Source organism: Hyphomonas atlantica corrig. (genome assembly GCF_017795365.1).
GTDB classification, from domain to species: domain Bacteria; phylum Pseudomonadota; class Alphaproteobacteria; order Caulobacterales; family Hyphomonadaceae; genus Hyphomonas; species Hyphomonas atlantica.
Map to the genome: position 1 here is coordinate 2,281,347 of NZ_CP051254.1, position 26,295 is coordinate 2,307,641.

23 protein-coding genes, 1 tRNA gene and 1 pseudogene are annotated in these 26,295 nt (G+C 55.7%); 17 read left to right on the forward strand and 8 right to left on the reverse strand.

From position 1 onward, the window contains the following. Positions 1-67: 67 nt before the first annotated feature. Entirely contained in the window at positions 68-1,111 is a 1,044-nt protein-coding gene (locus HF931_RS11090; protein WP_273240142.1) for a COX15/CtaA family protein, read from the forward strand. Here HF931_RS11090 and HF931_RS11095 read toward each other — a convergent pair. Continuing rightward, positions 1,080-2,051 (reverse strand): hypothetical protein, encoded by a 972-nt coding sequence (locus HF931_RS11095; protein ID WP_035553916.1) that lies wholly within the window; start codon positions 2,049-2,051, stop codon positions 1,080-1,082. The two genes, HF931_RS11090 and HF931_RS11095, sit on opposite strands and share 32 nt — an antisense overlap. A 38-nt stretch (positions 2,052-2,089) precedes the next feature. Between HF931_RS11095 and rplM the strand changes: the two genes are divergently transcribed. From rplM to argC, 3 genes are all read left to right on the forward strand, one after another. Continuing rightward, positions 2,090-2,554, forward strand: a complete 465-nt coding sequence (gene rplM, locus HF931_RS11100) for a 50S ribosomal protein L13 (RefSeq protein WP_035553914.1) — start codon at positions 2,090-2,092, stop codon at positions 2,552-2,554. A 44-nt stretch (positions 2,555-2,598) separates the two neighbouring features. Further along, positions 2,599-3,045 carry a 30S ribosomal protein S9 gene (gene rpsI / locus HF931_RS11105; protein WP_241764215.1) on the forward strand — a complete coding sequence of 149 codons (447 nt, stop codon included), beginning with the start codon at positions 2,599-2,601 and terminating at the stop codon, positions 3,043-3,045. A gap of 87 nt (positions 3,046-3,132) precedes the next feature. Further along, on the forward strand, positions 3,133-4,080 hold the full coding sequence (gene argC, locus HF931_RS11110; RefSeq protein WP_272982846.1) for an N-acetyl-gamma-glutamyl-phosphate reductase: 948 nt from the start codon (positions 3,133-3,135) through the stop codon (positions 4,078-4,080). Between the two features lie 5 nt (positions 4,081-4,085). Here argC and HF931_RS11115 read toward each other — a convergent pair whose 3' ends face one another. Beyond that, positions 4,086-5,915: a PHA/PHB synthase family protein gene (locus HF931_RS11115; RefSeq protein WP_273240144.1), complete on the reverse strand. Its 1,830-nt coding sequence runs from the start codon at positions 5,913-5,915 to the stop codon at positions 4,086-4,088. Between the two features lie 72 nt (positions 5,916-5,987). Between HF931_RS11115 and HF931_RS11120 the strand changes: the two genes are divergently transcribed. The 7 genes from HF931_RS11120 to HF931_RS11150 all read left to right on the forward strand — a co-directional run bounded on the left by HF931_RS11120 (position 5,988) and on the right by HF931_RS11150 (position 13,849). Beyond that, complete coding sequence (locus HF931_RS11120; RefSeq protein WP_272982844.1) at positions 5,988-6,425, forward strand: hypothetical protein; 438 nt, start codon at positions 5,988-5,990, stop codon at positions 6,423-6,425. Then, positions 6,422-7,630, forward strand: coding sequence for an LL-diaminopimelate aminotransferase (locus tag HF931_RS11125; RefSeq protein WP_273240145.1), 1,209 nt, complete (start codon positions 6,422-6,424; stop codon positions 7,628-7,630). The genes HF931_RS11120 and HF931_RS11125 overlap by 4 nt, the downstream gene beginning before the upstream one ends. A 78-nt stretch (positions 7,631-7,708) precedes the next feature. Further along, positions 7,709-8,992: a homoserine dehydrogenase gene (locus HF931_RS11130; RefSeq protein WP_035553901.1), complete on the forward strand. Its 1,284-nt coding sequence runs from the start codon at positions 7,709-7,711 to the stop codon at positions 8,990-8,992. A gap of 57 nt (positions 8,993-9,049) precedes the next feature. After that, complete coding sequence (glpX, locus tag HF931_RS11135) at positions 9,050-10,003, forward strand: class II fructose-bisphosphatase (RefSeq protein WP_035553899.1); 954 nt, start codon at positions 9,050-9,052, stop codon at positions 10,001-10,003. A gap of 65 nt (positions 10,004-10,068) precedes the next feature. Beyond that, complete coding sequence (gene recJ / locus HF931_RS11140; RefSeq protein ID WP_273240147.1) at positions 10,069-11,862, forward strand: single-stranded-DNA-specific exonuclease RecJ; 1,794 nt, start codon at positions 10,069-10,071, stop codon at positions 11,860-11,862. Positions 11,863-11,940: 78 nt separating this feature from the next. Continuing rightward, positions 11,941-12,015: transfer RNA gene (locus tag HF931_RS11145), tRNA-Glu, on the forward strand. A gap of 157 nt (positions 12,016-12,172) precedes the next feature. Continuing rightward, on the forward strand, positions 12,173-13,849 hold the full coding sequence (locus tag HF931_RS11150) for a site-specific integrase (protein ID WP_273240149.1): 1,677 nt from the start codon (positions 12,173-12,175) through the stop codon (positions 13,847-13,849). A 196-nt stretch (positions 13,850-14,045) separates the two neighbouring features. Here HF931_RS11150 and HF931_RS11155 read toward each other — a convergent pair whose 3' ends face one another. Both HF931_RS11155 and HF931_RS11160 read right to left on the reverse strand, forming a co-directional pair. Beyond that, the gene (locus HF931_RS11155) at positions 14,046-14,918 is read right to left on the reverse strand and encodes a hypothetical protein (protein ID WP_273240151.1); all 873 of its coding nucleotides are present in this window, start codon (positions 14,916-14,918) and stop codon (positions 14,046-14,048) included. A 50-nt stretch (positions 14,919-14,968) separates the two neighbouring features. Beyond that, positions 14,969-16,107, reverse strand: a protein-coding gene (locus tag HF931_RS11160; protein WP_273239771.1) for an IS3 family transposase whose coding sequence is annotated in 2 segments (ribosomal slippage) — positions 14,969-15,849 and positions 15,849-16,107 — 1,140 coding nt in all. Because the reading frame shifts where the segments join, the coding sequence is not laid out codon by codon here. An 11-nt stretch (positions 16,108-16,118) separates the two neighbouring features. Here HF931_RS11160 and HF931_RS11165 point away from each other — a divergent pair. Further along, the gene (locus HF931_RS11165; protein ID WP_273243184.1) at positions 16,119-17,705 is read left to right on the forward strand and encodes a TonB-dependent receptor; all 1,587 of its coding nucleotides are present in this window, start codon (positions 16,119-16,121) and stop codon (positions 17,703-17,705) included. 994 nt (positions 17,706-18,699) lie between these two features. Here the strand turns inward: HF931_RS11165 and HF931_RS11170 are convergent. The 4 genes and pseudogenes from HF931_RS11170 to HF931_RS17230 all read right to left on the reverse strand — a co-directional run bounded on the left by HF931_RS11170 (position 18,700) and on the right by HF931_RS17230 (position 20,533). After that, positions 18,700-19,122: a PaaI family thioesterase gene (locus HF931_RS11170; protein WP_273240153.1), complete on the reverse strand. Its 423-nt coding sequence runs from the start codon at positions 19,120-19,122 to the stop codon at positions 18,700-18,702. Continuing rightward, a complete protein-coding gene (locus HF931_RS11175) occupies positions 19,119-19,997 on the reverse strand; it encodes an alpha/beta fold hydrolase (RefSeq protein WP_273240155.1) in 879 nt (292 codons plus the stop codon). Before HF931_RS11175 ends, HF931_RS11170 begins: the two co-directional genes overlap by 4 nt. Positions 19,998-20,099: 102 nt before the next feature. Further along, a pseudogene (locus tag HF931_RS11180) lies at positions 20,100-20,268 on the reverse strand (integrase core domain-containing protein); the annotation flags it as partial. Then, entirely contained in the window at positions 20,207-20,533 is a 327-nt protein-coding gene (locus tag HF931_RS17230; RefSeq protein WP_370172001.1) for a transposase, read from the reverse strand. The pseudogene HF931_RS11180 and the gene HF931_RS17230, both read right to left, overlap by 62 nt. A 175-nt stretch (positions 20,534-20,708) precedes the next feature. Here HF931_RS17230 and HF931_RS11185 point away from each other — a divergent pair, with 175 nt between their 5' ends. From HF931_RS11185 to HF931_RS11205, 5 genes are all read left to right on the forward strand, one after another. Next, complete coding sequence (locus HF931_RS11185; protein ID WP_273240157.1) at positions 20,709-21,656, forward strand: TonB-dependent receptor; 948 nt, start codon at positions 20,709-20,711, stop codon at positions 21,654-21,656. 126 nt (positions 21,657-21,782) lie between these two features. After that, on the forward strand, positions 21,783-23,621 hold the full coding sequence (locus HF931_RS11190) for a TonB-dependent receptor domain-containing protein (RefSeq protein ID WP_273240159.1): 1,839 nt from the start codon (positions 21,783-21,785) through the stop codon (positions 23,619-23,621). Between the two features lie 491 nt (positions 23,622-24,112). Then, complete coding sequence (locus HF931_RS11195; protein WP_273240160.1) at positions 24,113-24,856, forward strand: flavin monoamine oxidase family protein; 744 nt, start codon at positions 24,113-24,115, stop codon at positions 24,854-24,856. Beyond that, the gene (locus HF931_RS11200; RefSeq protein ID WP_273243186.1) at positions 24,772-25,032 is read left to right on the forward strand and encodes an FAD-dependent oxidoreductase; all 261 of its coding nucleotides are present in this window, start codon (positions 24,772-24,774) and stop codon (positions 25,030-25,032) included. The genes HF931_RS11195 and HF931_RS11200 overlap by 85 nt, the downstream gene beginning before the upstream one ends. 165 nt (positions 25,033-25,197) lie before the next feature. Beyond that, a complete protein-coding gene (locus HF931_RS11205) occupies positions 25,198-25,503 on the forward strand; it encodes an FAD-dependent oxidoreductase (protein ID WP_337957142.1) in 306 nt (101 codons plus the stop codon). The last annotated feature ends 792 nt before the right edge of the window (positions 25,504-26,295 follow it).

Consider the following 26,295-nt stretch of genomic DNA (forward strand, 5'->3'; position numbering starts at 1 on the left):
CTCTTTCTGCTGCACATGCGACTTTCCCGCCCCTTGCACGGGCGTCTGCTTGGATCATGTATCGCGCATGAGCGAAACGTCAAAAACCAGTTCTTCTGCCGCCTGGATCCGCCGCTGGCTCGTGCTGGTGGGGCTGATGGTCTACGCAATGATTCTGATCGGCGGCGCGACGCGCCTGACGGACTCCGGCCTGTCCATTACGGAATGGAACCCGGTCAGCGGCGCCTTGCCCCCAATGTCTCCTGAAGCCTGGGAGGTGGAGTTTGCGAAATATCGCGAAACGACCGAGTACCAATTGGTCAACAAGGGCATGTCCATGGCCGAGTTCCAGAAGATATTCTGGTGGGAATGGGGCCATCGCTTCTTCGGGCGCATGATTGGGTTGGTGGCGGTGGGCGGCTTTGTCGTCTTTGCGGTGCGAGGCTGGCTTACAAAGCGCCTGACCTGGCACCTGGTCGCGCTGATCGGGCTTGGCGGACTTCAGGGGGCCATTGGCTGGTGGATGGTGGCGAGTGGCATCGGTGAGACTACCCGCGTTGATGTCGCGCCCTATCGTCTGATGACGCATTTCATGTTGGCCCTGTTGATTATTGCCTACGTGTCCTGGCTATGGCTGGACCTTGGCGGAAAGGCGCGTTCAGTCGCATCGCAATCAATAAAGCTCGTCTCGTTGGCGCTTCTGGTCGCTATATTCCTGCAAATGGCGGCGGGCGCGCTGGTTGCTGGTCTGGATGCTGGGCGCTCGTATAATGATTGGCCGCTAATGGCAGGAGAACTGGTGCCTTCGCACTATCTCGAGAATGGGCTTGGCATTCGCAGCCTGTTTGAAGGCCGCGCCGCAACCCAGTTCAACCACCGTTTGTTGGCATACCTGATCTGGGCTGGCGCGCTGGCAAGCGCATGGGCGTATCGGAAGACTGAGTTTCGCACTGGTTTCGTTTGGCTCGCCGGCCTTGTCAGCCTGCAGGCCGTTTGGGGCATCGTCACCCTTGTCCATGCCGCCCCGATGAACCTGGCATTGGTCCATCAGGGGCTTGGCGTCATCGTCACACTTGCAGCTGTGCGACTGGTCTGGCGGTCTACTGGTCGTCTTCCAGTGTCAGCAGGCTAGGGTCAACGAACACGGCCTGATGTTGATTTGGGCCGGTTTCGCCCGCCAGCACAATCACTCCGCCAGGGTATCCACCTGTCATCATCGTGCCCATCGCGGCCATAGCGTCCGGCGCGTCCGGTGCGGTCACTGTGATTCCGTCCCGAACCGATATTTCAGTGTTGGTCATGCCGAAATCAGTCGACACCTGCAGTCCTGCACCGTCTTCGATTGACAGGAGTGCATCGAAATCACCGCGAGCGAGCGATGCGGCGCTTGTCGCCCGAGGCGAAGCGACCAGCGTGTCGCTCGTATAGGCGCAAGACGTGATTCCGAAATCGGTGAAGGTCGATTCGCCTGCATCCCAGCTGAACTCACCATTTTCTTCGCGGACGACGCCGGTTTGGAGAATGCGGTCGTTCGTGGAGGTCCAATAGGCGAGACGCATGATTCCGTCTGTGCTGATCGGGCCGGAGCATACGCCCTCAATGAAGCTGGTATCCGGTACGGGCAGGTCGACCTGAGCAGGGGCCAGAAGGCCTTCGCCGTAGAGGTATGCCTTGAGTTGTCCTTCGCGGGTGATTCCCGGGAAAATCGTAACCGTGCTGCCGCCCAGTGTGGCACTTTGACCGCTGGCGATGTCTGTCAGCCTGAAATTGGCCGGTTCGCCGAGAATTTCGCCGTTCATATTGAACAATTGAAGCCCGCCACGCTCATAGGCGATAGCGAGAAGGCCGCCGAGGCCACCAGACAGGGCTACGGCGCTGACTTTCCCTTCCAATGGGCGCGTTGCCCAAACGGCCGGGAGTTCCACTCCCGTAGCAATTTGGGGGCTTTCAACCTGTTCCTCCGGGGCTTCAGCTTCCTTTGAGCAACCAACTGCTGTAAAAAGCAGGGCAAGGCCAAGCCCTGCGTTGACAACCGGGGAAGTGGCGCTTAAACGCCAGCGCTTGAATTGCATTCCATGAACTCCGAAAGCGAGAGGCTCTTAGTAGAGCGATGAAAACCTATAACGCACCAGCCAACGTAGAGCACAACTGGGTCGTGATCGACGCGACCGATGTCGTCGTCGGACGCCTTGCTTCATATGTTGCCAAGCGCCTTCGCGGCAAGCACCGCGCTGACTTTACACCTCATATTGATACGGGCGATCACGTCGTCATCATCAACGCTGACAAGGTGAAATTCACCGGTCGCAAGATGACGGACAAGACCTACTACCGTCACACCGGTTATCCGGGCGGTATCAAGTCCACGACGCCTGAGAAAATTCTCAACGGCCGTTTCCCTGAGCGCGCGATCGAACTCGCCGTGAAGCGCATGATGCCGAAAGAAAGCCCGCTGGCGCGCAAGCAGTTCTCGAAACTGCACGTATATGGCGGCGCGGAGCACCCACACGAGGCCCAGAAGCCCGACGCTGTCGACTTCAAAGCCATGAACCGCAAGAACACCAAGGCGGCCTGATCAACATGACTGACACTGCAAACTCCCTCCAGGAACTTGGCGCCATGTCCGGCGCAACGGAAGCTGAAGCTCCGGCAGCCCCGGTTGAGCCGAAGATCGACGCTCAAGGCCGCGCTTACGGCACCGGTCGCCGGAAAGAGGCTGTCGCACGCGTATGGATCAAGCCGGGCACCGGCAAGGTCACGATCAATGGTCGCGATCAGGAGCAATACTTTGCGCGCCCTGTGCTGCGCATGGTGATTGCCCAGCCGCTGGTTGAAGCTGGCCGCGAAGGTGAGTTTGACGTGATCGCGACTGTGAAGGGTTCCGGCCTTTCCGGTCAGGCTGGCGCAGTGCGTCACGGCCTGTCGCGCGCTCTGGTCAACTATGAGCCCGGCCTTCGCAAGGTTCTGAAACCGTTCGGCTTCATGACCCGCGACCCGCGCGTTGTCGAACGCAAGAAGTACGGCCGCGCGAAAGCTCGCCGCAGCTTCCAGTTCTCGAAGCGCTAGACCGCACACCGAATACATATATTCAGGCGGGCGCTTCGGAGACGGAGCGCCCGTTTTATTTTGTCCAGAATTGGGGATGAACCCGCCATGCTGCCTAAAGTATTCATTGATGGCGAAGCCGGAACAACGGGACTCCAGATTGCCGAGCGCCTTCGCGCGCGAAGCGATATCGAGCTCGTTTCCATCGACCCCGCAAAACGCAAGGACAATGACGAGCGCGCGCGTCTGATGAATGGGTCCGATGCCGTGATCCTGTGCTTGCCGGATGACGCGGCGCGGCTTGCGGTATCGCTGGTAACCAATCCCAACACAGTGATCATTGACGCTTCGACAGCGCACCGTGTCGCGAGTGGCTGGACCTATGGCTTTGCCGAGATGGACAAAGGCCAGCGCGCTGCCATTCAGGCATCTCGTCGGATCTCCAATCCGGGCTGCTATCCAACCGGCGTGATCGCTCTGGTAAGGCCCTTGGTATCGGCGGGGCTGCTTCCGTCATCCTGGCCAGTCGTGGTTTCTGCTGTGTCCGGCTATTCGGGTGGCGGCAAGGCGATGATTACCGAATTCGAGGATGCCCAGTCTGAGGATTATACCGAAGACAATCACCGGATCTATGCATTGGGTCAGGCACACAAGCATCCGCCGGAGATGAAGAAGTTCTCAAAGCTGGCAAACAAGCCCGTCTTCATGCCGTCCGTTGGCCGCTATGCGCAGGGCATGATTGTCGAGATCGGTCTGCCGCTCTGGGCGTTGCCGGGCAAACCCACCCGCGCCCAGGTCCACAGTGCGCTGACAGCCGCTTATGCTGGCGAGCGTTTTGTCAATGTTCCCGCAATTGCAGACTGCGACGCGCTGAAGGGGGTCGAGCCAGAGGCTTGCAATGGCACAAACCGGATCGATCTTTTCGTATTCGGTTCAGATGAAGAAGCGCGGCTCGTTGCCCGGTTCGACAATCTCGGTAAAGGCGCTTCCGGCGCGGCTGTTCAAAACCTCAACATCGCTTTGGGACTGGATGAGGACGCCGGCCTCTCGGCCTGAGCCAACTAACCCAGCTTGATGTCTTCGAGGCGCACTCTGGCATATGTGCCAGGCGCGCTGCCAAGGCCCATGTCCTTTGGCTGCTTCGCCACCACTTTGCGGCCTGACTTCGGTCGAAGCCAATTCCACCAGGTCGGCCACCAGGAACCGGCATGCTCCTCCGCACCGTCGAGCCATTCCGCTCCGGTATCGGGGAGGGCGGAATCGTTCGTCCAGTGGCAGTACTTGCCGGAGTCCGGATGGTTCACCACGCCAGCGATATGGCCGGAGGCAGCCAGAATAAACTGTGTCTTGCCGCCGAACACTTTGGCCGTGCGATACACGCTTTCCATCGGGCAGATGTGATCGTCGCGGCTGGCCTGAACCATGATCGGGATATCTACCTGTTTGAGGTCGACCGTCTCGCCCAGAACCTTGAATTTGCCGCGCGCCAGCTTGTTTTTGGCGTAGCAATCCTTGAGGTACTTTCGGTGCACCTTGCCAGGAATGTTTGTCTGGTCTGCGTTCCAGTAGAGCAGGTCAAACGGGCGCGGTTCCTTGCCGAGCATGTATTGGTCAATGACGTATCGCCAGACCAGATCGATTGGGCGCAGCCAGTTGAAGGTCTCATACATCATGGAGCCTGGCATGATGCCATTATGCTCTTCTATGATTGAGTCGATGTAGCCGCGGCCATTGTCGTCCGTGAATACCTTGAGGTCTCCCGCAAGGCTGAAGTCGGACTGGGAGGCAAAGAACGTCGCTGACTTGATCCGGTCGTCGCCTGTTTTCGCCATATGGCCAAGGGCGGAGGACAGGAGCGTGCCGCCGATGCAATAGCCGACCGTGTTCAATCCTTTTTGTCCGGTTGCCTGAAGCGTGGCTTCGACCGCAGCGTAGATGCCGTTCTTGACGTAGTCATTCCAGGTGTAGTCGCGCGTGACGTCGTCGGCAGAGCGCCATGAGACGACAAAAACCGACAATCCCTTGTCGAGAAGCCACCGGATCATCGAGTTCTCTTCGCGCAGGTCGAGAATATAGAATTTGTTGATCCAGGGCGGGAAGATCAGCAGCGGACGCGCATAAGTCTGTTCCCCTGTTGGCTTGTACTGGATCAACTCGATCAGATCATTCCGAAAGACGACTTCGCCGGGTGCGGTGGCAATATTGTCGCCAAGCTTGAAGGGGGTTTCGTCGGTCTGGGTGATGTAGAGCTTGCCATTGCCCTTCTTGACGTCTTCGCGCGCCATACGAATGCCGGCGAGGATGCTGTCACCGCCACTTTCAATGAAGCGCCGGAGAGCTTGTGGGTTGCTGCCGAGGTGATTGGTCGGGGCAAGACTGTCAGCGAGTTGCTGGCTGAAGAATTTGGCGCGGAGATGAATATTGTCCGGTATCTCGTCCTTCACGTGATCCGCGAGGCCCATCAGCCATTTGGCATTCAGGTCGTAAGCCTTTCGGATAAACTTGAAACCGGGATTGCGTTCCCATTCAGGGTCCGAGAAGCGCTTGTCGCGTGCCGGCTTGCTTGACCCGGTCATGCCTTCCAGCGCCATTTCCTGCCAAAGCTCCATCCAGCCTTGCATGAGCTGCATGTTGGCTGTCATGAGAGCGGCGGGGTTGCGGGCAAATCCCTGGCCAACAGCCCGGAAAGCTTCGCCCACGCCCATTGGGTCACCATTGGAAACGGTGCCGAGCGGACCTGAGCCTGAAAGAACATCTAGCAACAGCGCATGAGACTCGGTATTCGCCAGCGCCAGCGTGGTCAGCAGGGTTTGCATCTGCGCGGGATCTTGCTGGCTCAGAATCTCTGTGAGCAGGGGCTGACTGTCTTTATTGTCCTTGCCGTCGACCATTCGTCCCAATATCGCCTTGTTTAGCCACCTGTAAGTATTCTACTGAATGATTGTGATTTAATGAGTTTAACCATGAAAAACACGGCGATTCCCCTGATAGGCGTGTGCTGTCTGCTTTTGGCAGGGTGCACGGGCTCGTTCGCGAAGGTGCGGACGGCCATCGATCAGGCACCGGAATGGTATGATGCCCGCCGTGTTGAAATTCGTGGTGAAGGCTACCCGAAAATCATTGATGTTCCGGTTATCGCCGAAAATCAGGCGCCGGGACAAACTCTTGAAGCATCAAAAGCCCGCGGCGCAGAATTGCGAGCGGTCTTTGCGGAAAATGCGCGAGCGGTTGAGCCCGCAAATACCGCTGCCGAGATCGAGGACCTTCGGGAAACCGTCCGGCGCGGATTTGCGGGCGCTCAGGCCAACTCTGAATTCCTGACGGATGAAGAGATCGAGGCCATCCGATCCGCTTTCGATGTTCCACGAGTTACGAGGGGCCTCCGGGCCGCCAAGAGATGAATACAGACTTCCACAAGATCCGCAGACTTCCGCCTTACGTCTTTGAACAGGTAAACCGCACCAAGGCGTCGCTTCGCGCGCAGGGCGCCGACATCATTGATCTCGGCATGGGCAATCCGGACATGCCGACGCCTGAGCATATCGTCGACAAATTGTGCGAGACAGCGCGCCGTCCGGACGTAAATGGCTATTCCGCCTCGCGCGGGATCAAGGGCCTGCGACGCGCTGTTACAAACTACTATCAGCGCCGCTTCGACGTTTCGCTTGATATGGATCGCGAAGTGATCGTCACGCTCGGCTCCAAGGAGGGTTTTGCAAACCTCGCTCAGGCGATTTCTGCGCCGGGTGATGTGATCCTGTCGCCGGATCCGTCCTATCCGTTGCATTCGTTCGGCTTTATCATTGCGGGGGCATCCATCCGCAGTGTACCGGCGCATACGCCGGAACAATATCTCTCGAATCTCAGCAAGGCTGTGAAGTATTGTGTGCCGCCTCCGACGGCGATGGTGTTGTGTTTCCCGTCGAACCCGACTGCTGAAGTCTGTGATCTGGACTTCTACAAGGAGGCGGTAAAGTTCGCGCGAAAGCATGACCTGATCGTCTTGTCCGATCTTGCCTATAACGAGATCTACTTCGATGAACCCACGCCCTCGATCCTGCAGGTCGACGGTGCAAAGGACATCGCCGTAGAGTTCACGACCATGTCGAAGACCTATTCAATGGCCGGTTGGCGGATCGGTTTCGTGGCGGGCAATGAAAAGCTTGTCGGTGCTCTTGCGCGGGTAAAATCCTATCTCGATTACGGCGCATATACGCCCATTCAGGTTGCCGCGGCTGCCGCTCTGGATGGTCCACAGGATTGTGTCGATGAGTTTCGCCAGATCTATCGCGCACGTCGTGACGTCCTGGTCGAAAGCTTCGCGCGGGCCGGCTGGCCGATACCTTCACCCAAAGCGTCAATGTTTGCCTGGGCGCCCATACCCGAACAGTTACGCGATATGGGCAGTCTGGAGTTCTCGCTCCAACTCATTAATGAGGCACATGTGGCCGTGGCGCCAGGTGCCGGATTTGGTGAGCAGGGGGATGGACATGTCCGCATTGCACTGGTGGAAAACGAACAACGTATTCGCCAGGCAGCGCGCAACATTCGCAAGTTCCTGCAAGCGCGCGGCATCAAGGATATCCAGCCTGCCGCGGCAGAGTAGCGCGCACCCTCGACGCATTCGCCCAAACCCGCTATGCGCTGCCCCTGACGTAACTCTGAAAGAGGAAGGGGCACTTACGTGGCGCCATTGAGGATAGGTATCGCAGGGCTCGGTCATGTCGGCTGTGGTCTCATTGAACTGGTTGAGCGGCAGGAGCGTCTGCGCATTCCAGGTCAGATTGAGATTACAGGCGTCAGTGCGCGCAGCCAGTCGCGCAACCGTCCAGTAGACACCAGCAAGTATCGCTGGTTCGATGATGCCGCCACGCTCGCGGAAGATCCGGAAGTCGACGTGTTTGTCGAACTGATTGGTGGATCTGACGGCCCCGCAAAATTCGCGGTTGAAGAGGCTTTGAAGGCTGGCAAGCCTGTTGTTACGGCCAACAAGGCGCTGATCGCCAAGCATGGCATGGCGCTCGCCAAGCTGGCCGAAGAGAAGCAGGTTGACCTGTTGTTCGAGGCAGCGGTGGCAGGTGGCATTCCGGTGGTGCGCGTGCTGCGCGATAGCCTGGCAGGCGTCGAAATCAAGCGCGTGGCAGGCATCCTGAACGGCACCTGTAATTTCCTGACGACGGAAATGCTGGCGACTGGACGCGCCTATGACGAAGTGCTGGCCGAAGCGCAAAAGCTCGGCTACGCCGAGGCCGATCCGACCCTTGACGTGTCCGGCATGGACGCAGCCCACAAGGCCGCCATTCTTTCCGCGATCGCGTTTTCCGCCGATCTCGATTTCTCGAAAGTCGAAGTGTCTGGCGTGGACAATGTGGAGCTGCTGGATCTGCGCCTTGCGGACCGGCTGGGCCTGCGCATCAAGCTGATCGCAGAGGGCGTGCTGACCGACGAAGGAGTTGTGTGCCGTGTTGAGCCAATGGCGCTGCCTGTCGCGCATCCATTGGCAAGAGTTGATGGATCGCTGAATACGGTGCGTATCGAAGGTGACCCTGTTGGCGCTGTGACGCTTACGGGGCCGGGGGCTGGTGCGGGACCAACAGCAAGCGCCGTAATGGGTGATGTCGCCAAACTGTTCCGCCCTGCTATCCGTCCCGCTTTTGGACGAGCCGAGCATCACGTTGCCCGGCCTTTTGCAAGCGGCAGCAAAAACGAAGTTGCGCCCTTCTTCCTGCGAGTGAGGCTGGCTGACAAGCCGGGAGCCCTGGCAGCCCTGTCCGAGTCGCTGGCAGCGGAAGGCGTGTCTGTGGACAAACTGCTGCAGGACTCAGCGGATGAGAGTGGTGCCAGCCCGATTGCGATCGTCACACATCGGTGCGAGCGTTCAAATATGGACGCGGCATTGGCGCGACTGGAAAAATTTGCAATTGCTGTCGATCCGCCGCGCCTGATCAGGGTCGAGTCGGCAAGCTAATTGCTTTAATCAGGCGTAGAGCCCTTATGTTTTGCGCGTTCGGAGAATTGAGAATTCATGAAAAATAGCGTTCTGACGCCCAGCCTCGCAGATTCCATGGTCCGTGTGACGGAATGTGCCGCAATTGCTGCCGCCAAGCTGGTCGGCCGCGGAGATGAGAAAAAAGCCGACGCCGCCGCCGTCGATGCAATGCGCACCGCGTTCAACGAAGTGGATTTTCAAGGCCGCGTCGTGATTGGCGAAGGCGAGCGGGACGAAGCGCCAATGCTATACATTGGTGAAGAAGTCGGCACCGGCAAAGGCGCCGAGATCGACATTGCGCTCGACCCGCTGGAAGGCACGACACTGACCGCCAAGGCCATGTCGAATGCACTTGCGGTTCTGGCCATAGCGCCACGCGGCGGCCTGCTTTACGCGCCAGACACCTATATGGACAAGATCGCAGTTGGGCCGGGATATCCTGAAGGTATCATCAGCCTGGATGCCACGCCTGCAGAGAATATTCAGGCTCTGGCCAAGCATAAGGGTGTGGACGTCACCGAGATGACGGCTTGCGTCCTGGACCGCCCGCGCCATGAAGGCATTATTGAAAGCCTTCGCTCAGTTGGTGCCCGTGTTGCGTTGATCACCGATGGCGACGTTGCTGGCGTGATCGCGACGACGAATTCGCACACGGGTATCGACCTCTACGTTGGTCAAGGCGGCGCACCGGAAGGCGTACTTGCTGCAGCGGCGCTCAAGTGTGTTGGCGGTCAGATGTACGGTCGTCTCGTGTTCCGCAATGATGATGAGCGCAAGCGCGCCGAGCGGACAGGCATCAAAGATTTCGACCGGACCTATTCCCTCAATGAGCTCGCCTCTGGTGACACAGTATTCTGTGCGACAGGCGTTACGGATGGATCCATGCTGACAGGTGTGAAGTCTGCCGGTGGCCGCGTCCACACCCATACGCTCGTCATGACGTCCACCGACGGCATGGTGCGCTATGTGCGTTCGGATCATCGCGCCTGATCCCTGCATTTCCAGGCCGGGCTGAGATGCGTTAGAATCTCCGGGAAGCGATTCCCGGAGACATCATGGCCGATCCTGCCTTGAAGCAAGACAATATGCTGTTCGACGTTCAGAGTTCGGCCACGCGCCGTTTCTGGACGTTGGCTTCCGTTGATGAAGCGCTCGTGCGCCGTTTGCAGCCGAGCGTCGGTGGATCTGATCTTCTGGCACGTCTTCTCGCTGCGCGCGATGTCACGCCCGAAGACGCTGCGGGTTATCTTTCTCCTACGCTACGCGACACATTTCCCAATCCGTCCAGCTTCGCCGACATGGACAAGGCGGCAGGGATCGTCCTCGACGCCATCCTTGAGAAGAAACGCGTTACGGTCTTCGCTGACTATGATGTTGATGGCGGCACCAGTTCAGCGATCCTGACTCGTTATTTCCGCGCTTGGGGCGAGGAGCTTGGGCTCTATGTCCCAGACCGGCTGGAAGAGGGCTATGGTCCATCGCCAGAGGCTTTCAGGCATCTCAAGGATAAAGGCGCTGAACTTGTGATCACGGTGGACTGCGGTGCAGCCGCCGTCAGCGCGCTTGAAGAGGCAGAGCAGATCGGCCTGCCGATTGTCGTCATTGATCACCATTTGATGGCTGGTCATCACCCGCCTGCGGCGGCGCTGGTCAATCCCAACCGTCCAGACTGTACGTCAGAGTGCGGACATTTGGCGGCAGCGGGTGTTGTGTTTGTGTTCGTTGCTGCACTTAACCGGCTTGCGCGCGAGAGAGGCGTTGCGCCGCCTGAGGGGCTGCCGGACATCATGGCGTTTCTGGACCTTGCTGCACTGGGTACGCTTTGCGATATGTCCCCATTGCGGGGAGTTAATCGCGCGTTCGTGCGGCAAGGTCTCAACATTCTCTCCCGAGCGCAAAATGAAGGTCTGCGCGCGTTGGCTGAGGTATCCGGGATCAGCAAGGTCGACAGCGTCTATCATGCAACCTTTATGCTAGGGCCCCGCCTGAATGCTGGTGGGCGAGTGGGGGATCCCTGGCTCGCGGCAAAACTTCTGGCCACGGATGATCGTACGGAGGCGATAGCGCTGGCCGAGCGGTTGCATGCGCTGAACGACGAACGCAAGGCCGTCGAGGCGGCTATTCTGGACCAGGCAACGGCGCAGGCGGAGCAGGCCCTGGAGAAAAATCCGGACCGTGGAATTCTGATCGCCAGCGGGGAGGGCTGGCATCCGGGCGTGATCGGCATCGTGGCCGGCCGGTTGAAAGAGCGCTTTCATTTGCCGAGTATTGTTATTGGTTGGGGGCAGGGGCTCGGGCCTGTTGCGAAAGGATCTGGCCGGTCCGTTGCCGGGGTGAACATTGGAGACGCCATTTCGGCTGCGGCCCGCGAGGGTGTGATCCTTTCTGGCGGAGGGCACGCCATGGCAGGCGGACTGAGCCTTGAACCGGACCAGATCCCGGCTTTCGATGACTGGATGGTGTCTCACATGGCTCAGTTTACGGCGGAGCGTGCCGCCGCTTTGGAGCTGCCCGTGGATGCGGTGCTCTCCCCGGGCGCGGCCTCGCCAGATCTGGTGGACCAGATTGCAGGTATCGGTCCGTTTGGCGTGGGCTCACCAGAGCCCGTGTTCGCACTTCAGTCTGTACATGTGACGGGAGTCCGCCAGGTTGGGGCCAATCATCTGAAGTTCACCGCAGAGGACGCCAGCGGGCGTCTGGATTGCATTGCCTGGCGCAGCGCAGACCAGCCTCTGGGCGAAGTTATCCGGCCAAATGCACGGCTGCATCTGGTCGGTAAATTGAAGGCGGATGAGTGGAATGGTCGTCGCCGGGTGCAGCTTGATGTCAGCGATGCAGCGGAAGTATGATTTATCTGCAGAAACCCGTCCCAAAGCGCTTTACGAGTCAGAATTGAGCAGCTATATCGCCTGTCTTCGAGCCGATGCGGTCCCTTCGTCTATCGGTTAGGACGCCAGGTTTTCAACCTGGAAAGAGGGGTTCGATTCCCCTAGGGACTGCCACGGCTTGAAACTTCTCGAAAAACAAGGTGTTGCCCGATACCAGATCGTTGGTTTTCAACACAGTTTTCAACACGATTCAGTGCCGCTAGAACGCATCTCCCCGGGGGTCTTTTGATCGCCGGAAGGGTTCAATATGTGTGCGAGAAGGTATCGTTCTATGAGCTATGTTTATAGGAGAGCCAACGGTCTGTTTGAAATCCGGTATCCGATCCCTGCCGATGTTGTGAGCTACTTTCCAAAGCCCAAAGGTAAAGGGGTCAGGTCGCACATTATCAAATCCCTCGGGACAAGGGATCAGAAAGAGGCCAACAAGGCGGCGGTTGAACGCGCCAAGGAAATCGAGGCCGTTTTTTCTGCTCTGAGAGACGGCGTGGCTTCCGATGAATTCAAAGCCTTTTGCCGCATCGCATTTGAACAAGAAACGGCAATTATCACGGATAGCTTCCTCAATGCCGAGTTCGGGAAAGAGCTACGCGTCGGCGAGAGACTGGCGGAAACGAGGAGCGCGTTGAATGGAACTGATGTCGAACAATTGGAAGCGGTGGCAGGGTGGCTAGTCGATCACTTTTTAAGTACCACAACCAATAATTGCGCGACGGTCCCAAAGGATACACCGGCTCGCAACGCTATGCTCATGGCAGCTGCTAGCGTACTCTCGGACGTCTACACTCAAGGCTTGGCGACGGTCCGTGGCATGACAATACCTCCGAAACCAAAGTCTCCTTATCTGCTAACTGAGCCAGCTGACGCACCCGCAGTCGGAGACAATATCCCGTTGACGTCTGAAGGTCATAAATCTCTCGAACAGTATTGGGAGGTCTATGAAACGATCAAGCAGGCTTCTTCGTCACCTGTGCAGGCAAAAACGTTGGCGCGCAGACAAACTGCATGGAACGAATTTCATCAGCTAACCGGCTCGTCCCTTTCGCTGTTCAAAGTGCAGAAATCTCACATCTGGGCCTATCGAGATGCGCTCACTAAGGCGCCGGCTCGATCTGGTTCAATCATTGAACTCAGAGACTTGAGTTTTCCTGAGAAGCTCAAAAAGGCAGACGAGGGAAATTATGCCAGGCTGGATCGAGGAACCATTGCTGACCGACTTAGGCAGATCCAGGCTGTGTTCCAGCTGGCTGTGGATCGAGGACACCTGGCGAACAATCCGGCGAGAGGTGTCACTGAATCCAGCTTGACGAGCAAGCCGCATAGAAAGGCTTATACGACAGAAGAGTTGCAGATAATCTTCTCGTCCGAGCCGTATGATAAGGCATGGCAACTAGAAGAGCAGAACGACACGTTTTGGGTTCCATTGCTTGGGTTGTTCATGGGAGCGCGCGCGAGTGAGTTATATCTCCGCATGGAAGATGTTTTCGAAGATGATGAGCATCCCCATATTTGTGTTGTTGACTACAAAGAACGGAGTTTGAAGAATCGAGCTTCAGAGCGAATAATTCCGATCCATCCGCAGCTAGTTGAGCTGGGGTTTCTGGACTACTGTCGACGAATGCGCGCGAAGGGTGACGAACTCTTTCCTGAATGGGAGTTTCGAAAAGGCCAGAAGCCGTCAGAAAGTGCGTCACGCCGACGTTTCAACCGTCACCTCAAAAGGTTGTTTCCGGACCGAGATTTTCCGGCCGATACCCATACATTCCGGCATACGTTCGAAAATGCGTTGAGCGCGTCGGTCATTTCAGAACGGATCGCAAGAAGGCTGGCTGGGCGGTCATTGGGCGGTAGCGTTGATGACTACAATCGCCTTCTTCAATTGCCGGATCTGGCTAAGGCAATCGCCTTGATTTCTTTCGAGGGGCTTTCCCTGGATCACCTTAGATCATGACTTCGTGGACATGGTGGAAAGTCCCTCTCTCTCCGCCAGCTTCCAACGGCGCTTTGTAAGCCCCAGATATTATTTAGAGAATTAGGGTCCCGGCCGTCACCATATTCTGGTTGTGTGACAGTTTGTGTGACCTTTGTGTGACTGAGTTCTGCATAATAGTTTATGCGATGGGGCTGTGGATTGCTGATTCATCCCGTTAGGAGACGTCAATCTCGTTCGGAATAACGCCGTAGACTTCTGACGCTACCGACTTGACACTGATAGTCGCGCAACCTGACAGGCTTTCAAGAAACTCTAGAAATTCATTTCCAGTTGCCATTGAGAAGATACGCCCTTTGATCGGCAGGTCCGATTTCAACGGCTCCTCTGCTAGCAAAGCCGCGCATTCTCTGTCCAAGAACATTGCATCCACATACGGTCCATAGGCTGCTATGGCTTCGAAGTCGTTTAGGGCTCCGGGTGTAGGTAGTTTTGATTGACCGTTAGCGTATCGACGCGCCAGTGCTGCGAAAAGATATGCACTTATTCGGTGCGACGGTAATTCTTCGAGCCCTTCCCAACGCATAAAATCCACGAACTGTTGGCGATCTCTAGGAGATGAATCGCATCGATCTACATCAAACTTCGACATCAGCCGACGCATTAGGATGTTCACGCGGTGCGTAGCCGCTGACATTGTGCCGTCGATATCTCCGGAATTCATTGCATTGATACGACGTTCGTTAACCTCAGCGTATGTTCTGGCCAGAGTAGCCCCCCAACCTTTTAGTTCAATTTGGAGCTGGCGTTTGAAGTTCGGCTTAGATTTGCGCCATTCCCGAACAAGATCCGTAAACGCATCGGAGCCGCTTTCTCGATGACGCCGGACTTCATCGGCGAACACGCTAAAGTCCATGTTGGTTGTGATGTGCATATCGGGAAGCCAAGCATTGCGTTCATCTTCCAAGATTTCATCTATATCGAAACTAAGTTGGGGTACACCGAGCCCTTGCTTGAACGCATCTGCAAAAGCACAAAATTGTTTTGCTTCAATTTCATGCGTGTCGAGAAAGGAAATGGCCTGCCCCACAGGGGTGATCCACCAGATTTATTAGCCCGGCGGTTTCAAAGTAGCAGCGTTCATGCTGCCACCTCCCTATAGTAAGGCGGCATGAACGCTGCGGGCAAGACGGCTTTTGGGGCGGGTGGCTTATAGCCGAGCGAAGAGTGCGGACGGGCGGTGTTGTAGTGATGGCGCCAGGCTTCGATCAGGATCTTCGCCTCTCGCAGATCAAAGAAAATTTCCCTCGCCAGAAGCTCGTCGCGGAGCTTGGAGTTGAAGCTCTCGCAGTAGCCATTTTCCCAAGGTGATCCCGGTGTAATGTACAGCGTTTTCACTCCGATCCGTTCAAGCCAGTCACGGAGGGCTGTTGCAATGAACTCAGGGCCATTGTCAGAGCGTATGTGTTCCGGCGGCCCATGCCGAACGAACAGCTCACCCAGCGTGTCGAGGACATCCCGTGAGTTCAGCTTTCGCTCGACTCGGATGGCGAGGCACTCCCGTGTAAACTCGTCGACCACACACAGCATGCGGAACACACGTCCATCACGGGTGCGGTCCTGCACAAAGTCATAGGACCAGACATGGCCTTTGTGCGCCGGCCTCAGCCGCACACACGAGCCAACATTCATCCAGAGACGACCGCGTTTTGGTTGTTTCATCGGCACTTTCAGCCCCTCCCGTCGCCAGATGCGGTAAACCCGCTTCTCGTTCACATACCAGCCATCATTTCTGAGGAGCGCCGTGATCCGGCGATAGCCATACCGGCCGAACCGTTCGGCCAGGCGGATAATCGCCGATGTCAGGGCGTCCTCATCGTCTCGCCGTATGGGCTGCTTGCGCTGGGTCGAACGGTGCTGGCCGATCACACGGCAGGCCCGGCGTTCGGAGACGCCAAGCTTTTCCACCACGTGATCGACTGCAGCACGACGACGCGAAGGGCTTAGAACTTTCCCCGCACGACTTCTTGAAGGATCTGGTTGTCCAGCGTGAGATCAGAGACTGCGCGCCGAAGTCGGGCGTTTTCCTTCTCCATATCTTTCATGCGCTTGGCTTGGTCGACCTGCAGGCCGCCATACTCTTTGCGCCAGCGGTAGTAGGTCTGTTCGGTCACACCAACGGCTCGCGCCGCCGAAGCTGCCGTCTCACCGCGAGCGAGGCGAACCTCCACCTCCCGCAGTTTCGCAATAATCTCTTCAGGCTTGGCTCTCTTGCCCATGTCTCAGCTCCATATCTGAAGCCGGAACTAACTCAAATAACGGACCACTTTTCGGGAGGCAGACCAGTGTTGCCTTTGCAAATCGTGATGCCACGCAGACGACCGAAGATTGGGGCGTATCGGCTAACATAAAGTGGCAAATCGGTTATGGTGAGTTGACCTCCATAACAGCCTACCGCGACTGGGAAAATGGTTCTGGACAAGACATGGACTTCAGCGCCGCTGACCTTTGGTTCCGCGATTCTGACGATACTGCTGACGCTTTTGCTACGTTCAGCCAAGAACTGCGCCTTGCGGGCGCTACTGACAAAATTGACTGGCAGGTGGGTGTCTTCTATTCAAATGAGACACTGGACCGCACGGATTTCGTCACTTACGGCAATGACTACTTTTTCTACTTTCAGCAATTGTTGCTGGGTGCGAGCGGTGGTTTGTTCGATCTCGCTGCACTACCTGGTGATGTCTACACGGGCGGGGCTAAGGCAACCGCAGACGTTTATGAGCAGTCCGCGGATACATATGCCATCTTTACGAATAATACGTTCAGCTTAACCGATCAGTTCGACCTGACGGTAGGTCTTCGCTATACCAGAGATGAGAAGACGCTCGTATCAGATTTTGGAGGCAATGCGGGCAGCTGTACCACGGCCTTGGCTGTGCTGGGCGCCGCAAATGGATTGACCCCAACGCTTTGCTTGCCTTGGACCAACGATAACTTTGTCGGGGTCAGTGCTACGCAAGATCGTTCTGACGAGGATTTGTCAGGCACGGTGAAGGGCTCATATCGCTTCAACGAAAATGTGATGTCGTACGCGTCGTACTCGCGCGGTTACAAGGCTGGGGGGTACAACCTAGATCGCAGTCAGTTCGGTCCCAACGATCCAACGCCATTCCAACCGAATACTGATACCGGCTTTGATCCTGAAACAGTGGATGCGTACGAGGTTGGCTTTAAGTCCAACAATGCGGCAAATAGCTTGTTTCTAAACGGTGCGATGTTTTATCAAGAGTATAGCGACTTTCAGCTCAACACGTTCACCGGAACGAGTTTCATCGTGACGTCCGTTCCAGGTGTGATTTCCAAAGGTGCGGAGTTCGATGTCCGATACCTGCCTGAGCATCTTGAAGGGCTGACGCTTCAGGGCGGCCTCGTCTATGCGGAAACCCAGTATGACGATTTCGAGGCGGTAGACTTTTTCGCTCCGCCGCGTCTGCCGGGAAGTACGATTTCGTTCGCGCCCAGATGGTCCGGTACGTTGGCTGCAACTTATGAGACTTCGTTCATCAGCGACTGGGATGCAAGATTCAATGTGTCGAGCCGCTTCACTTCACGGTATAATACAGGGTCGAACCTCGATCCGCTCAAAGAGGTTGACGATTTGCTCATAGTCAATGCGAGAATGTCATTCTACAATGACAATTCACCTTTCGAGCTCGAACTCTGGGCGCAAAACCTGTTCGATGAGGACTACTACGAACTGGCGTTCGATACGCCGCTCCAGGGTGACGCTGCCACTCAGACAGCACCGGGAACTGCTGTTGGCGCATTCTTGTCACCACCCCTGACCTTTGGCGCAACAGCGCGCATTCGTTTTTGATCTGTCTGGTTCGACCTAGAGTGTTTTCACGCTGATGTATTGCGGCCAGTCACGGAGGGCCGTTGCGATGAATTCAGGGCCGTAGCACATTCGGAACTGAGGCCCGTCATGGCCGTCTGCGGCGCTTTCCGCGCGCAGGCAGGTGGCCATGACCGCGCCGCAGATTCTCATTCAGTGATTATTCAAGCCCACACGAAGAGGAGCAGACCGCCATGGTCAGGATTCATTGTGATGCATAGGATGCTAAGCTCGTCGTGATCGACATTTCCATGAAGCGCTACGATGTTTTGATATAGGTATCAGGTGCAGTTCGGCGTAGGCGTCTTGTCGTGCTCAACCCGCGCGCAGGGCATGCGTTTCATCAAATGGCCGAACGCTTTCAACCGTCCGGTTGTCACGGGCTTTGATGCGACCAATAACCATCATTGAGCGCGGGCCTGGAGACTGGCCAGCGCCCGCGTTGGTCGCTGCATTGTCGTCGGAATCCGTATCAGACGCCGCTTAGGACATTATCAGTAAAAAGCCTTCACGATCGAGCCGACAGACACCGGTCAAGCCAAGATGCAGCCGGCCTACTTCAGAATCAGGCGCAAACAAGATTCCAGCCGCGATCTCGCATTCTTGAGTTTCAACGACCGCCGAATTGACCATTCCAGAGAAAGCTATGGGCAAAAAAAAGACATCCTCGTCGATTTGGCGTGCCGTCGCAGCACCATAGAGAGGTGCGCGAACGATCGCGTCATTGAGCGCCTGTGACGTGCTGATGCGACTTGAGTGCGAGAAGGGCTGACTTGTGGAACCGCAATTTGCAAGGCCATTTCAGCCTTCTCGTAAGCAGCTCAGCAACGTCAGCGCGTTTGGCCGGAACGGTTTCAACTTTGATCGGTGCCGTGATTTCGAGTGCGTCGTCAGTCGCACTAGAAGTTGGTTCCGGCAGGTTGCTTATCCAAACGCGACGCAACCACGATAAGCGTCAAGCACGGCAAACATCGACTTATGATGACCGCCTCTGCATACGATAAGCGCCTCTTCCGCTCGCTAGCAAATCACTGGCACTATTGAGAACGCGGGCCTCTGCCACGGACAGAGTGGTCCCCAGACGAACTACCCTGCCTGTAATTGTAAGCGGTCCAGGCGTCGCAAGTTGATGGTAATCAACACGCAAATCTGCCGTCGCAAGAGGCACATTTCCGGTCGCAATCAACGCGTAAAACCCGGTTAGGTCGATCAGCGCGGCGAGCACGCCGCCATGTGCGGCCTGCACCTTTGGGTTCGACACGACTTCGTCGCGCCACGGCATCGACAGTCTAATTTCGTCCGCGCCTATTTCGCTCACAGTGAGTCCAAGCCAGCGGTGGAACGGAGCAGCCTCTAATGCCTGCTGAACAAAGGCAAGATCAGGCGGGGGCGCACTCATGCGTTAACACCTTCGGATTGCTGGCGCAGAAAATCACTGACAGCCGCTGTGAATAGATCGTTCTTATCGCCAGCCACCATGTGCTGCGCATCAGCGACATCCGTGAAGTGGGCCCCGGGCGCTAAGGCCTTAAAGGCTTCGACCGAAGCGTTCGAAACAAGTTCACTCATGCGCCCTCGTACCAAATGAATAGGGACCTTTATATCTCGGACAGCTTGTTCTAGGTCACTAACCCTCTCATTTGCAGAACGCCTCATAACACTTTGAATGAAAGCAGGGTCCCAATGCCAGCGCCAACGTCCGTCTTGGCCTTGACGAAGGTTTTTTCGTAAGCCTTCGAGGTCTTTGGGCCGGGGTCTGTTTGGCAGGTATAGGGAAATGACGTCTGCAGCCTCATCCAACGAGGAAAAACCATCTTTACTGTGCTCGCCCATAAAGCCAACAATCTTGGCGACACCACTTGCTTCCATGTTAGGTGTGATATCAACCAGCGTGACCGAGGCAAAAATACCAGGCTTCAATATTCCTGCTGCGACGATTGCGCCAAGCCCGCCGAGCGATGCCCCAACGATATGCGGAGCACGATCTTCAAGTTCAAATTCTGCGGCGACGGCAATCAAGTCACGACCGAACGCCTCTAAAGAATAGTCGCGATTTTTTGACCATTCGCTATCGCCATGTCCGCGAAGGTCTAGAGCGACAGACCGATAACCGTCTTCACCGAGTGTCTTGGCAGCGCCCTTCCAAGCGTATCGAGTCTGACCACCTCCGTGAGCAAAGATTACAACTGGTGCTGTTTCCTTTCCGTAAACGGAGCAGGCTAGTATTAAGCCGTCTGATTCGATTTTCCGATCCGGATCATCATGCTCTTCCATGCCGCTCCCTCCCAAACAGAATGTAATATTCCATATTGTAGGGCATCGTACTGACGAAGTAAATATAATGCCGATTAATCGGCGAGACATCTGATCACTAATTCATGGTCGCTCTCGAAGCGCTTCGTAAGGTGTTTTTCCATTGAGGGCGCCATGCGGTCTTGCGAAGCTGTAGAAGCGTTTTCCAATCATTCAAACTTTCCTCCAAATCAACGTAGTCGTTGTACGACAAAAGTTGGTAGAACTCGTGCTGGTTTGACCGATGAGAGCGTTAAGTCTTTTCCCCCTTGCTGCCGCGGGACGGACCACATCTTTCGTTTAAGGACGTCCTTCAGCCGCTGCATATTCACCAGCATCAGACCGCCATGGCGGTTTCGCGGGAAATCGTGTCGCGAGTTTTGTTGTGCTCCGCTCCAATTAAGGAGCGTCGCCGGACTGATCCCTGCCTTTCGGCATATCTCTACCACCGGAATCCCTGGTTCACCCGGCTTGCTGATGAGTGCATTTTGCGCATTCGTATGCTTCCATTCCCGCATCCTTCTGTCTCCGCCCGGATAAGGTCCAGATGACCGGAACTATCACCGACGACAATTCAGTTTCTCGTGGGCAGGGCATTTGTAAATCACCCAAATAGTAGCGCTTGCTTATCTTATGCTTTCATACAATGTTAGGCGGATCCACAAGAGATGGATGGCATAAAGGGAGGAAACCATGAATTTGTCGCGATTGGCATGGACAGCATACCTGTTCGGAACCGCATCAGTTTCGAGTATTGGGTTAGCTGCTGAAGCTCAGGAAGATAGTTCTGAAAGAACACTACAAACAGTCGTTGTCACAACTCAGAAAACTCAGGAATCGCTTCAGGATGTACCAATTGCCGTTTCTGCGTTTGATGGAGAAGCAATTGACAGGCTTCAGCTAACGGGCGGCCCTGATCTCACGAAAGCCGTGCCCAACTTGTCCTTTACCAAGGGACAATTCACTGGCTTCAACCTTAAAGTCAGAGGCATCGGCGTCGATGTGGTGGCAACATCCGGCGATGCCGGGGTAGGCATACATCAGAATGACGTCCCTCTTCAATCGAACAGACTTTTCGAATCGGAGTTTTTTGATACCGAGCGTGTCGAGATACTCCGGGGGCCGCAAGGAACTCTGTATGGACGAAACGCTACTGGTGGCGTGTTCAACTTGATTACCGCCAAGCCGGTCTTTGAGGAATTCGAAGCTGACGCCGCACTGACGTACGGGAACTATAACACGCTAAAAGCCAACGGTATGGTCAATCTGCCGATGGGAGAAAAGGTTGCCCTGCGAGTGGCCGGATCGCTCACACAACGCGACGGCTACGTCGATAATATCGTTACCAACAACGACATTGATGACCGCGACTTATGGTCAATTCGTGCAACTCTGGGGTTCGAGCCGACTGACACATTTAGGGGGTGGCTCTTGTATGAGCACTTCGAGGAAGAAGACACTCGCCTTCGTTCGGGCAAACAACTTTGTCGAAAAGACCCTCTGGATACCAGTTTTGCCGGCACCCCGATTGCGTTTGAAGATCAAATTTTTACTTCTCAGGGCTGTCTGAGTGCGCCACTTGATGAGTCCCGCGATACTGTGAATTCAGTCGCAACACTAGCTGGCGGGCTCGCCGTTTAGGTTGGATTGCTGAATGGGGATGCGTTCACGGCCCCAGCCATTCGGGATCTGCGCACAATCGCGGCAGGATTTGATCCATCCTACCAGGCCGAACAGGACTTGTGGACGCTTAATCTGTCATGGGACATGAGCGACGTCCTGACGTTGACTTCGCTGACGAGTTTCAATGAAACATCAGTTTTCTCGGTTGAAGATGTTTCCAAAGTTGAGCCTACGATCACCTTCAATGACCTCTCAGCAATTCCGCCGGGGCTCGACCCTCAAGTCGATCTTTACAATGCTGTTTTCCCAGGAGGCGTTGTTAACGACCCACAGATCGGTCCCTCGAATTTATACACCGTGGCCGACCCGTCCGGTGATACAACAGAAGCATTTACGCAAGAGCTGCGACTGCAATCGGATTTCAGCGGCCCTTTCAATTTTAATCTCGGCGCCATCTACGTGGACTACGAGGCAGGCAATGGCGAACTCGATGGATACTACTTCATCAGCAATGCGCTTACTGGGCTGTTGCAGTTACACAACGCATCACTCGCTGCGGGTGGACCATCAGTCCTACCAGGTGTTCCTTTCCCTGGGAGCCTTGATGAGTCCAATGTGGATGGTGATACAAATATCCTCAATTCACTCAACGGCCTGGGACGCAACTACTTCCGAACGGTTTCGCCATTTGAGTTGCAGTCCACAGCGGTTTTTGGGGAGGCATATTATGATATAAGCAATGAGCTGACCTTCACGCTAGGACTGCGTTATACGAGTGATGAGAAGTCTCAAAAGAACATTCCAACCTTCCTCTTCACGCCCGATGCGGTTCGGCCGGATCCTCTCGTTCCGGTTCCTGACCCGGCGACAGAGCTCGCACTGGATGGCAACGTAGATGGAATCTTCAAGGTTGAGTTCGAGGAGGTCACGGGACGCGCCGGTCTTGATTGGCGACCGGATTTTTCGTTTACAGACGATACGCTTTTATATGCATTTTACTCTCGCGGTTATAAGGGAGGCGGCATAAACCCACCGCAACCAGCGGAAAATGCAAACGCATTTCCGTCGACTTTTGAACCAGAGTTCATCAATGCGTATGAGTTCGGCACTAAAAACCTGTTCGCCGAGAGCACTCAACAACTTAACCTGACGGGATTCTATTATGATTATACAGACTACCAGATCACGCAGGTAATTAACCGAGCATCGGTGAATTTTAATGTGGATGCCGAACTGTATGGGTTGGAGATTGAATATCAATGGACTCCCGCAGATAACTGGCTCCTTTCAGCAAACATCGGTCTCCTAGAATCTAAACTGGTAGATGTTTTTGCGATTGACGTTCTTGATCGCACATCAGGTAACTCCGATTTCGTCGTCCTTAAGAACCCGGGAAATTACTCGAACTGTGTCGTATCGGCAGAGGGGTATGCAACAGTTCTGGGCGCCATCGCGGCCGGTCAACTTGCCCCCGGCTCAACAGCTGGGCTCTGTCTTGGTAGTTTCGCCGGTCAGGAGGCTGCGTTTGGATTGGGAGATGTGTCATATGTCGATGGAGATGGCTCAATGCGCGCAACTGGTGCGTTGACGCCATTTGATGGCATCAACAAAAATCTCAACGACAATAACTTGCCTGGAGCTCCCGATACCACAATAAACTTGGCTGCGGAGTATACATTCCCATCTATAGGTGACAGCAACTGGAATGTTACAATCCGCGGAGATTATTATTATCAGGCGGAGAGCTTTTCCCGTATTTGGAATACTCCTCGTGACGAAATGTCGAGCTGGGAAAATGTCAATCTTTCTATTGTCTTAGCCAACGATGAAAATGGCTTCCAAGTTGAGGCATTTGCTAAAAACCTGTTTGACGAAGAGGTGATTACAGGGGCTTACTTGCAAGATGACAGCCCCGGTCTTTACAGCAACGTCTTTCTGACCGAACCGGCATTGTACGGAGTAACAATTTCGAAATCTTGGTGAGCAAGTAGCAATGCAGTCAAGACGCAAGTAAATTATGAGGCCAGACGAGAAGTGGATTTGTCTGGCCTCTCAACTAGGTGGCGTGAGGCAAACCCGAACCAGTCTCTGTACTTCGCGTGACATGATCGGGTGAAAGTGGCAGGTCGCCTCTTCCGTATCACGCGCAACGAACTGACCGCGACCACGTTTCACGCGAGCCTTCACTGAGGCGTAATGTGTCGTGCGTGACTTGATGAAACCCGAGTGCAGCAGGTTCCGTCAAGTCAGTCGGTATCTTATTGAAATGAGGCCCTGGTATCGGCGCGCGCATTGTTTCCGCTTGATGCTATCAGGTGAAATCGTCTTCCACGAAGGGCGATGAGTGGTTCGGATCCATCTTACATTCTTGCATCTCGCACCTCCTCGATCCATTAGTGTTTTCCGGTCATATTGATATACCATTGTGTGGGGTGATCGAGGTGCATGATTCAATGAAATATACTCGTTGAAATTTGCTTCGGCTTGCAGCAGCGGGAACACTCGCTTCCTGTGCGCCGGCCATACGTCAGGCTTATGTCGCGGATGTGATTGTCGTCGGGGCGGGGTTGTCCGGTCTGCATGCTGCGCGTCTTCTCGCATTCGATGGCGCGAAGGTTCTAGTCCTTGAGGCGTCTAGCCGAATAGGCGGTCGGCTGCTGACATTGGAAGATGTGCCGGGTCGCCCCGAAGGGGGAGGACAGCAAGTGGGGCAGTCCTATGCCCGTATTCGAGCGACAGCGAAGAATCTCGGCATCGAAATACAGGACTACCCGCCCCAGGCCCGCAATGCCGCCCTCAGTGTAGGCGGACGAGTCTTTGATGCGTCGGAGTGGTCGGTCGCACCGGAAAATCCCTTCTCCGGGATGTGCAGGAGTCTTCCGCCAACCGCCGCCATGATGGTTGCGTTAGGACGGAGCAATCCGTTCAGCGCAGCTGGGGACTGGCGGGACATTGCACCTGAGCTCGACATTTCCACCGATGCCTGGCTGGCAGATCAGGGCTTTGACGTTCCGTCCCGCCAGCTGATGGATATTTCGCTCAATGGCTACGATCTCAAACCTATTCGATTGCCAATCTTTGGCGAAGCCTGCAGCTCTATCGGGAGGATAGTGCGCTCGGAGTTTCGGGAGGGATTGAGGGCGGGGCATCGCACTTGGCAGAGTGCATGGCACGCAGCTTGCCGGAAGGGAGTGTATGGCTTTCTACGCCGGTCGTGACAGTCGCCGACCGTGGCGACCACGTCGAAGTTTCGACCGAGCGAGAAACGCTGCGTGCACCGTTCGTGATCTCGACGATTCCGTTTGCGGCGATGCGCGAGAAAGTGCGTTTGGAAGGACCACCGGATGACGAGAACCGGCGCTTGCGTTCGGACGCGATATCCGGACTTTCCTAAACGCCAATTCAACAAATTCATGTCGTTCCGGAAAATCGCTACTGGGAAGCAGATGGGCTGCCCATCGATATGTGGACGGATAGTCCCATTGAGCGAGTTTTTGCAAACTATGATGAGTCCGGAGAAGTTACCAGTCTGACTTGCTGGATCAACGGGCGCGGTGTCATGCCAGATGCTTCAGATGATGCCCTATTCGATCTCGCGGCTTCGGAGCTGCATCAGATCCGGGGTGCCAAGATCCGGGGTGCTCGAGTCGTCAGATGGGACGCTCGTCAGCCTTTCGCTGGCGGTGCCTACATGCATTGGGCGCCGGGGCAGATACGCCGATGGGCCGAGCGAATGGGTCAATCAGCCGGGCGGATTCATTTTGCTGGCGAGCAGCTCTCCTATATGCATACGGGAATGGAAGGTGCGATGGAGTCTGGAGAGTGGACAGCCTTTTCTGTGATGCAGGAAATGGCCGAGCGCTGAGGCTGTTAAACTGGGGCGACGAGTGTGTCTTGCTCAAGCTGTGTTTTTTACGTGTTCAGTCTGGTCTGCTCCCGGCAAAGAGGGCCTAAGTTCGAGTTTGGTCCTGGCGCGCGGAGAAGAGTATGGGGTTGACCGCCTACGCCGGTGTCCATCTTGGCCCGCCGGAACATATCCGTTCCGACAGCGGCTCGGAGTTTATGCCAGAGCCCTTTCGAATGGCTCGAGCGGATCGGTGTGAACGCGCTCTATTGCGAACCGGCGAGCCCATGAACAGGATACTGCGAAGGCTTCACTCCAAATCAGGAATGGATTGCTAGCGAGGGAAATCTGCCTCGATTTGCCCGAGGCCTAGAACGTGATTGAAACGTGGAGGCTGCATTCCTGCGCCGCCGGACGCGTTCCGCTATGGGGTGCCGGCTGCCTGCGCTAAAAAGCTCTTGCTTGCGGCGCTCCGCCATCGCGAGCGTGCAAGAGGTTTGTGTGTTTCAATGTTAGAGTCGCTGTAGGAACCAGAACCTAGGTGAGTATGGGTAGTTTGTTGCCACCTCCCGGAAAATGCCGACGCATCAGGGCGGCGATATCGCCGCAACCCTAAGACTTCGCCTTTCAGGCGAGTGCGCTCTCAGAGCGCGCAGGAGAGTCGTTTTTGTGTGTCCGGCGGGTTCATTCCGGAGATTTCGAGAAAGCGCGCCAGCGAGCAATCTGAGTCGATTACGAGCGCTTTTACGGTCGATGAAAAGAGTTAGGCGCCTCTAAGGAAGATAAGCTCCTTAGAGGCGATCGATGCTGGGA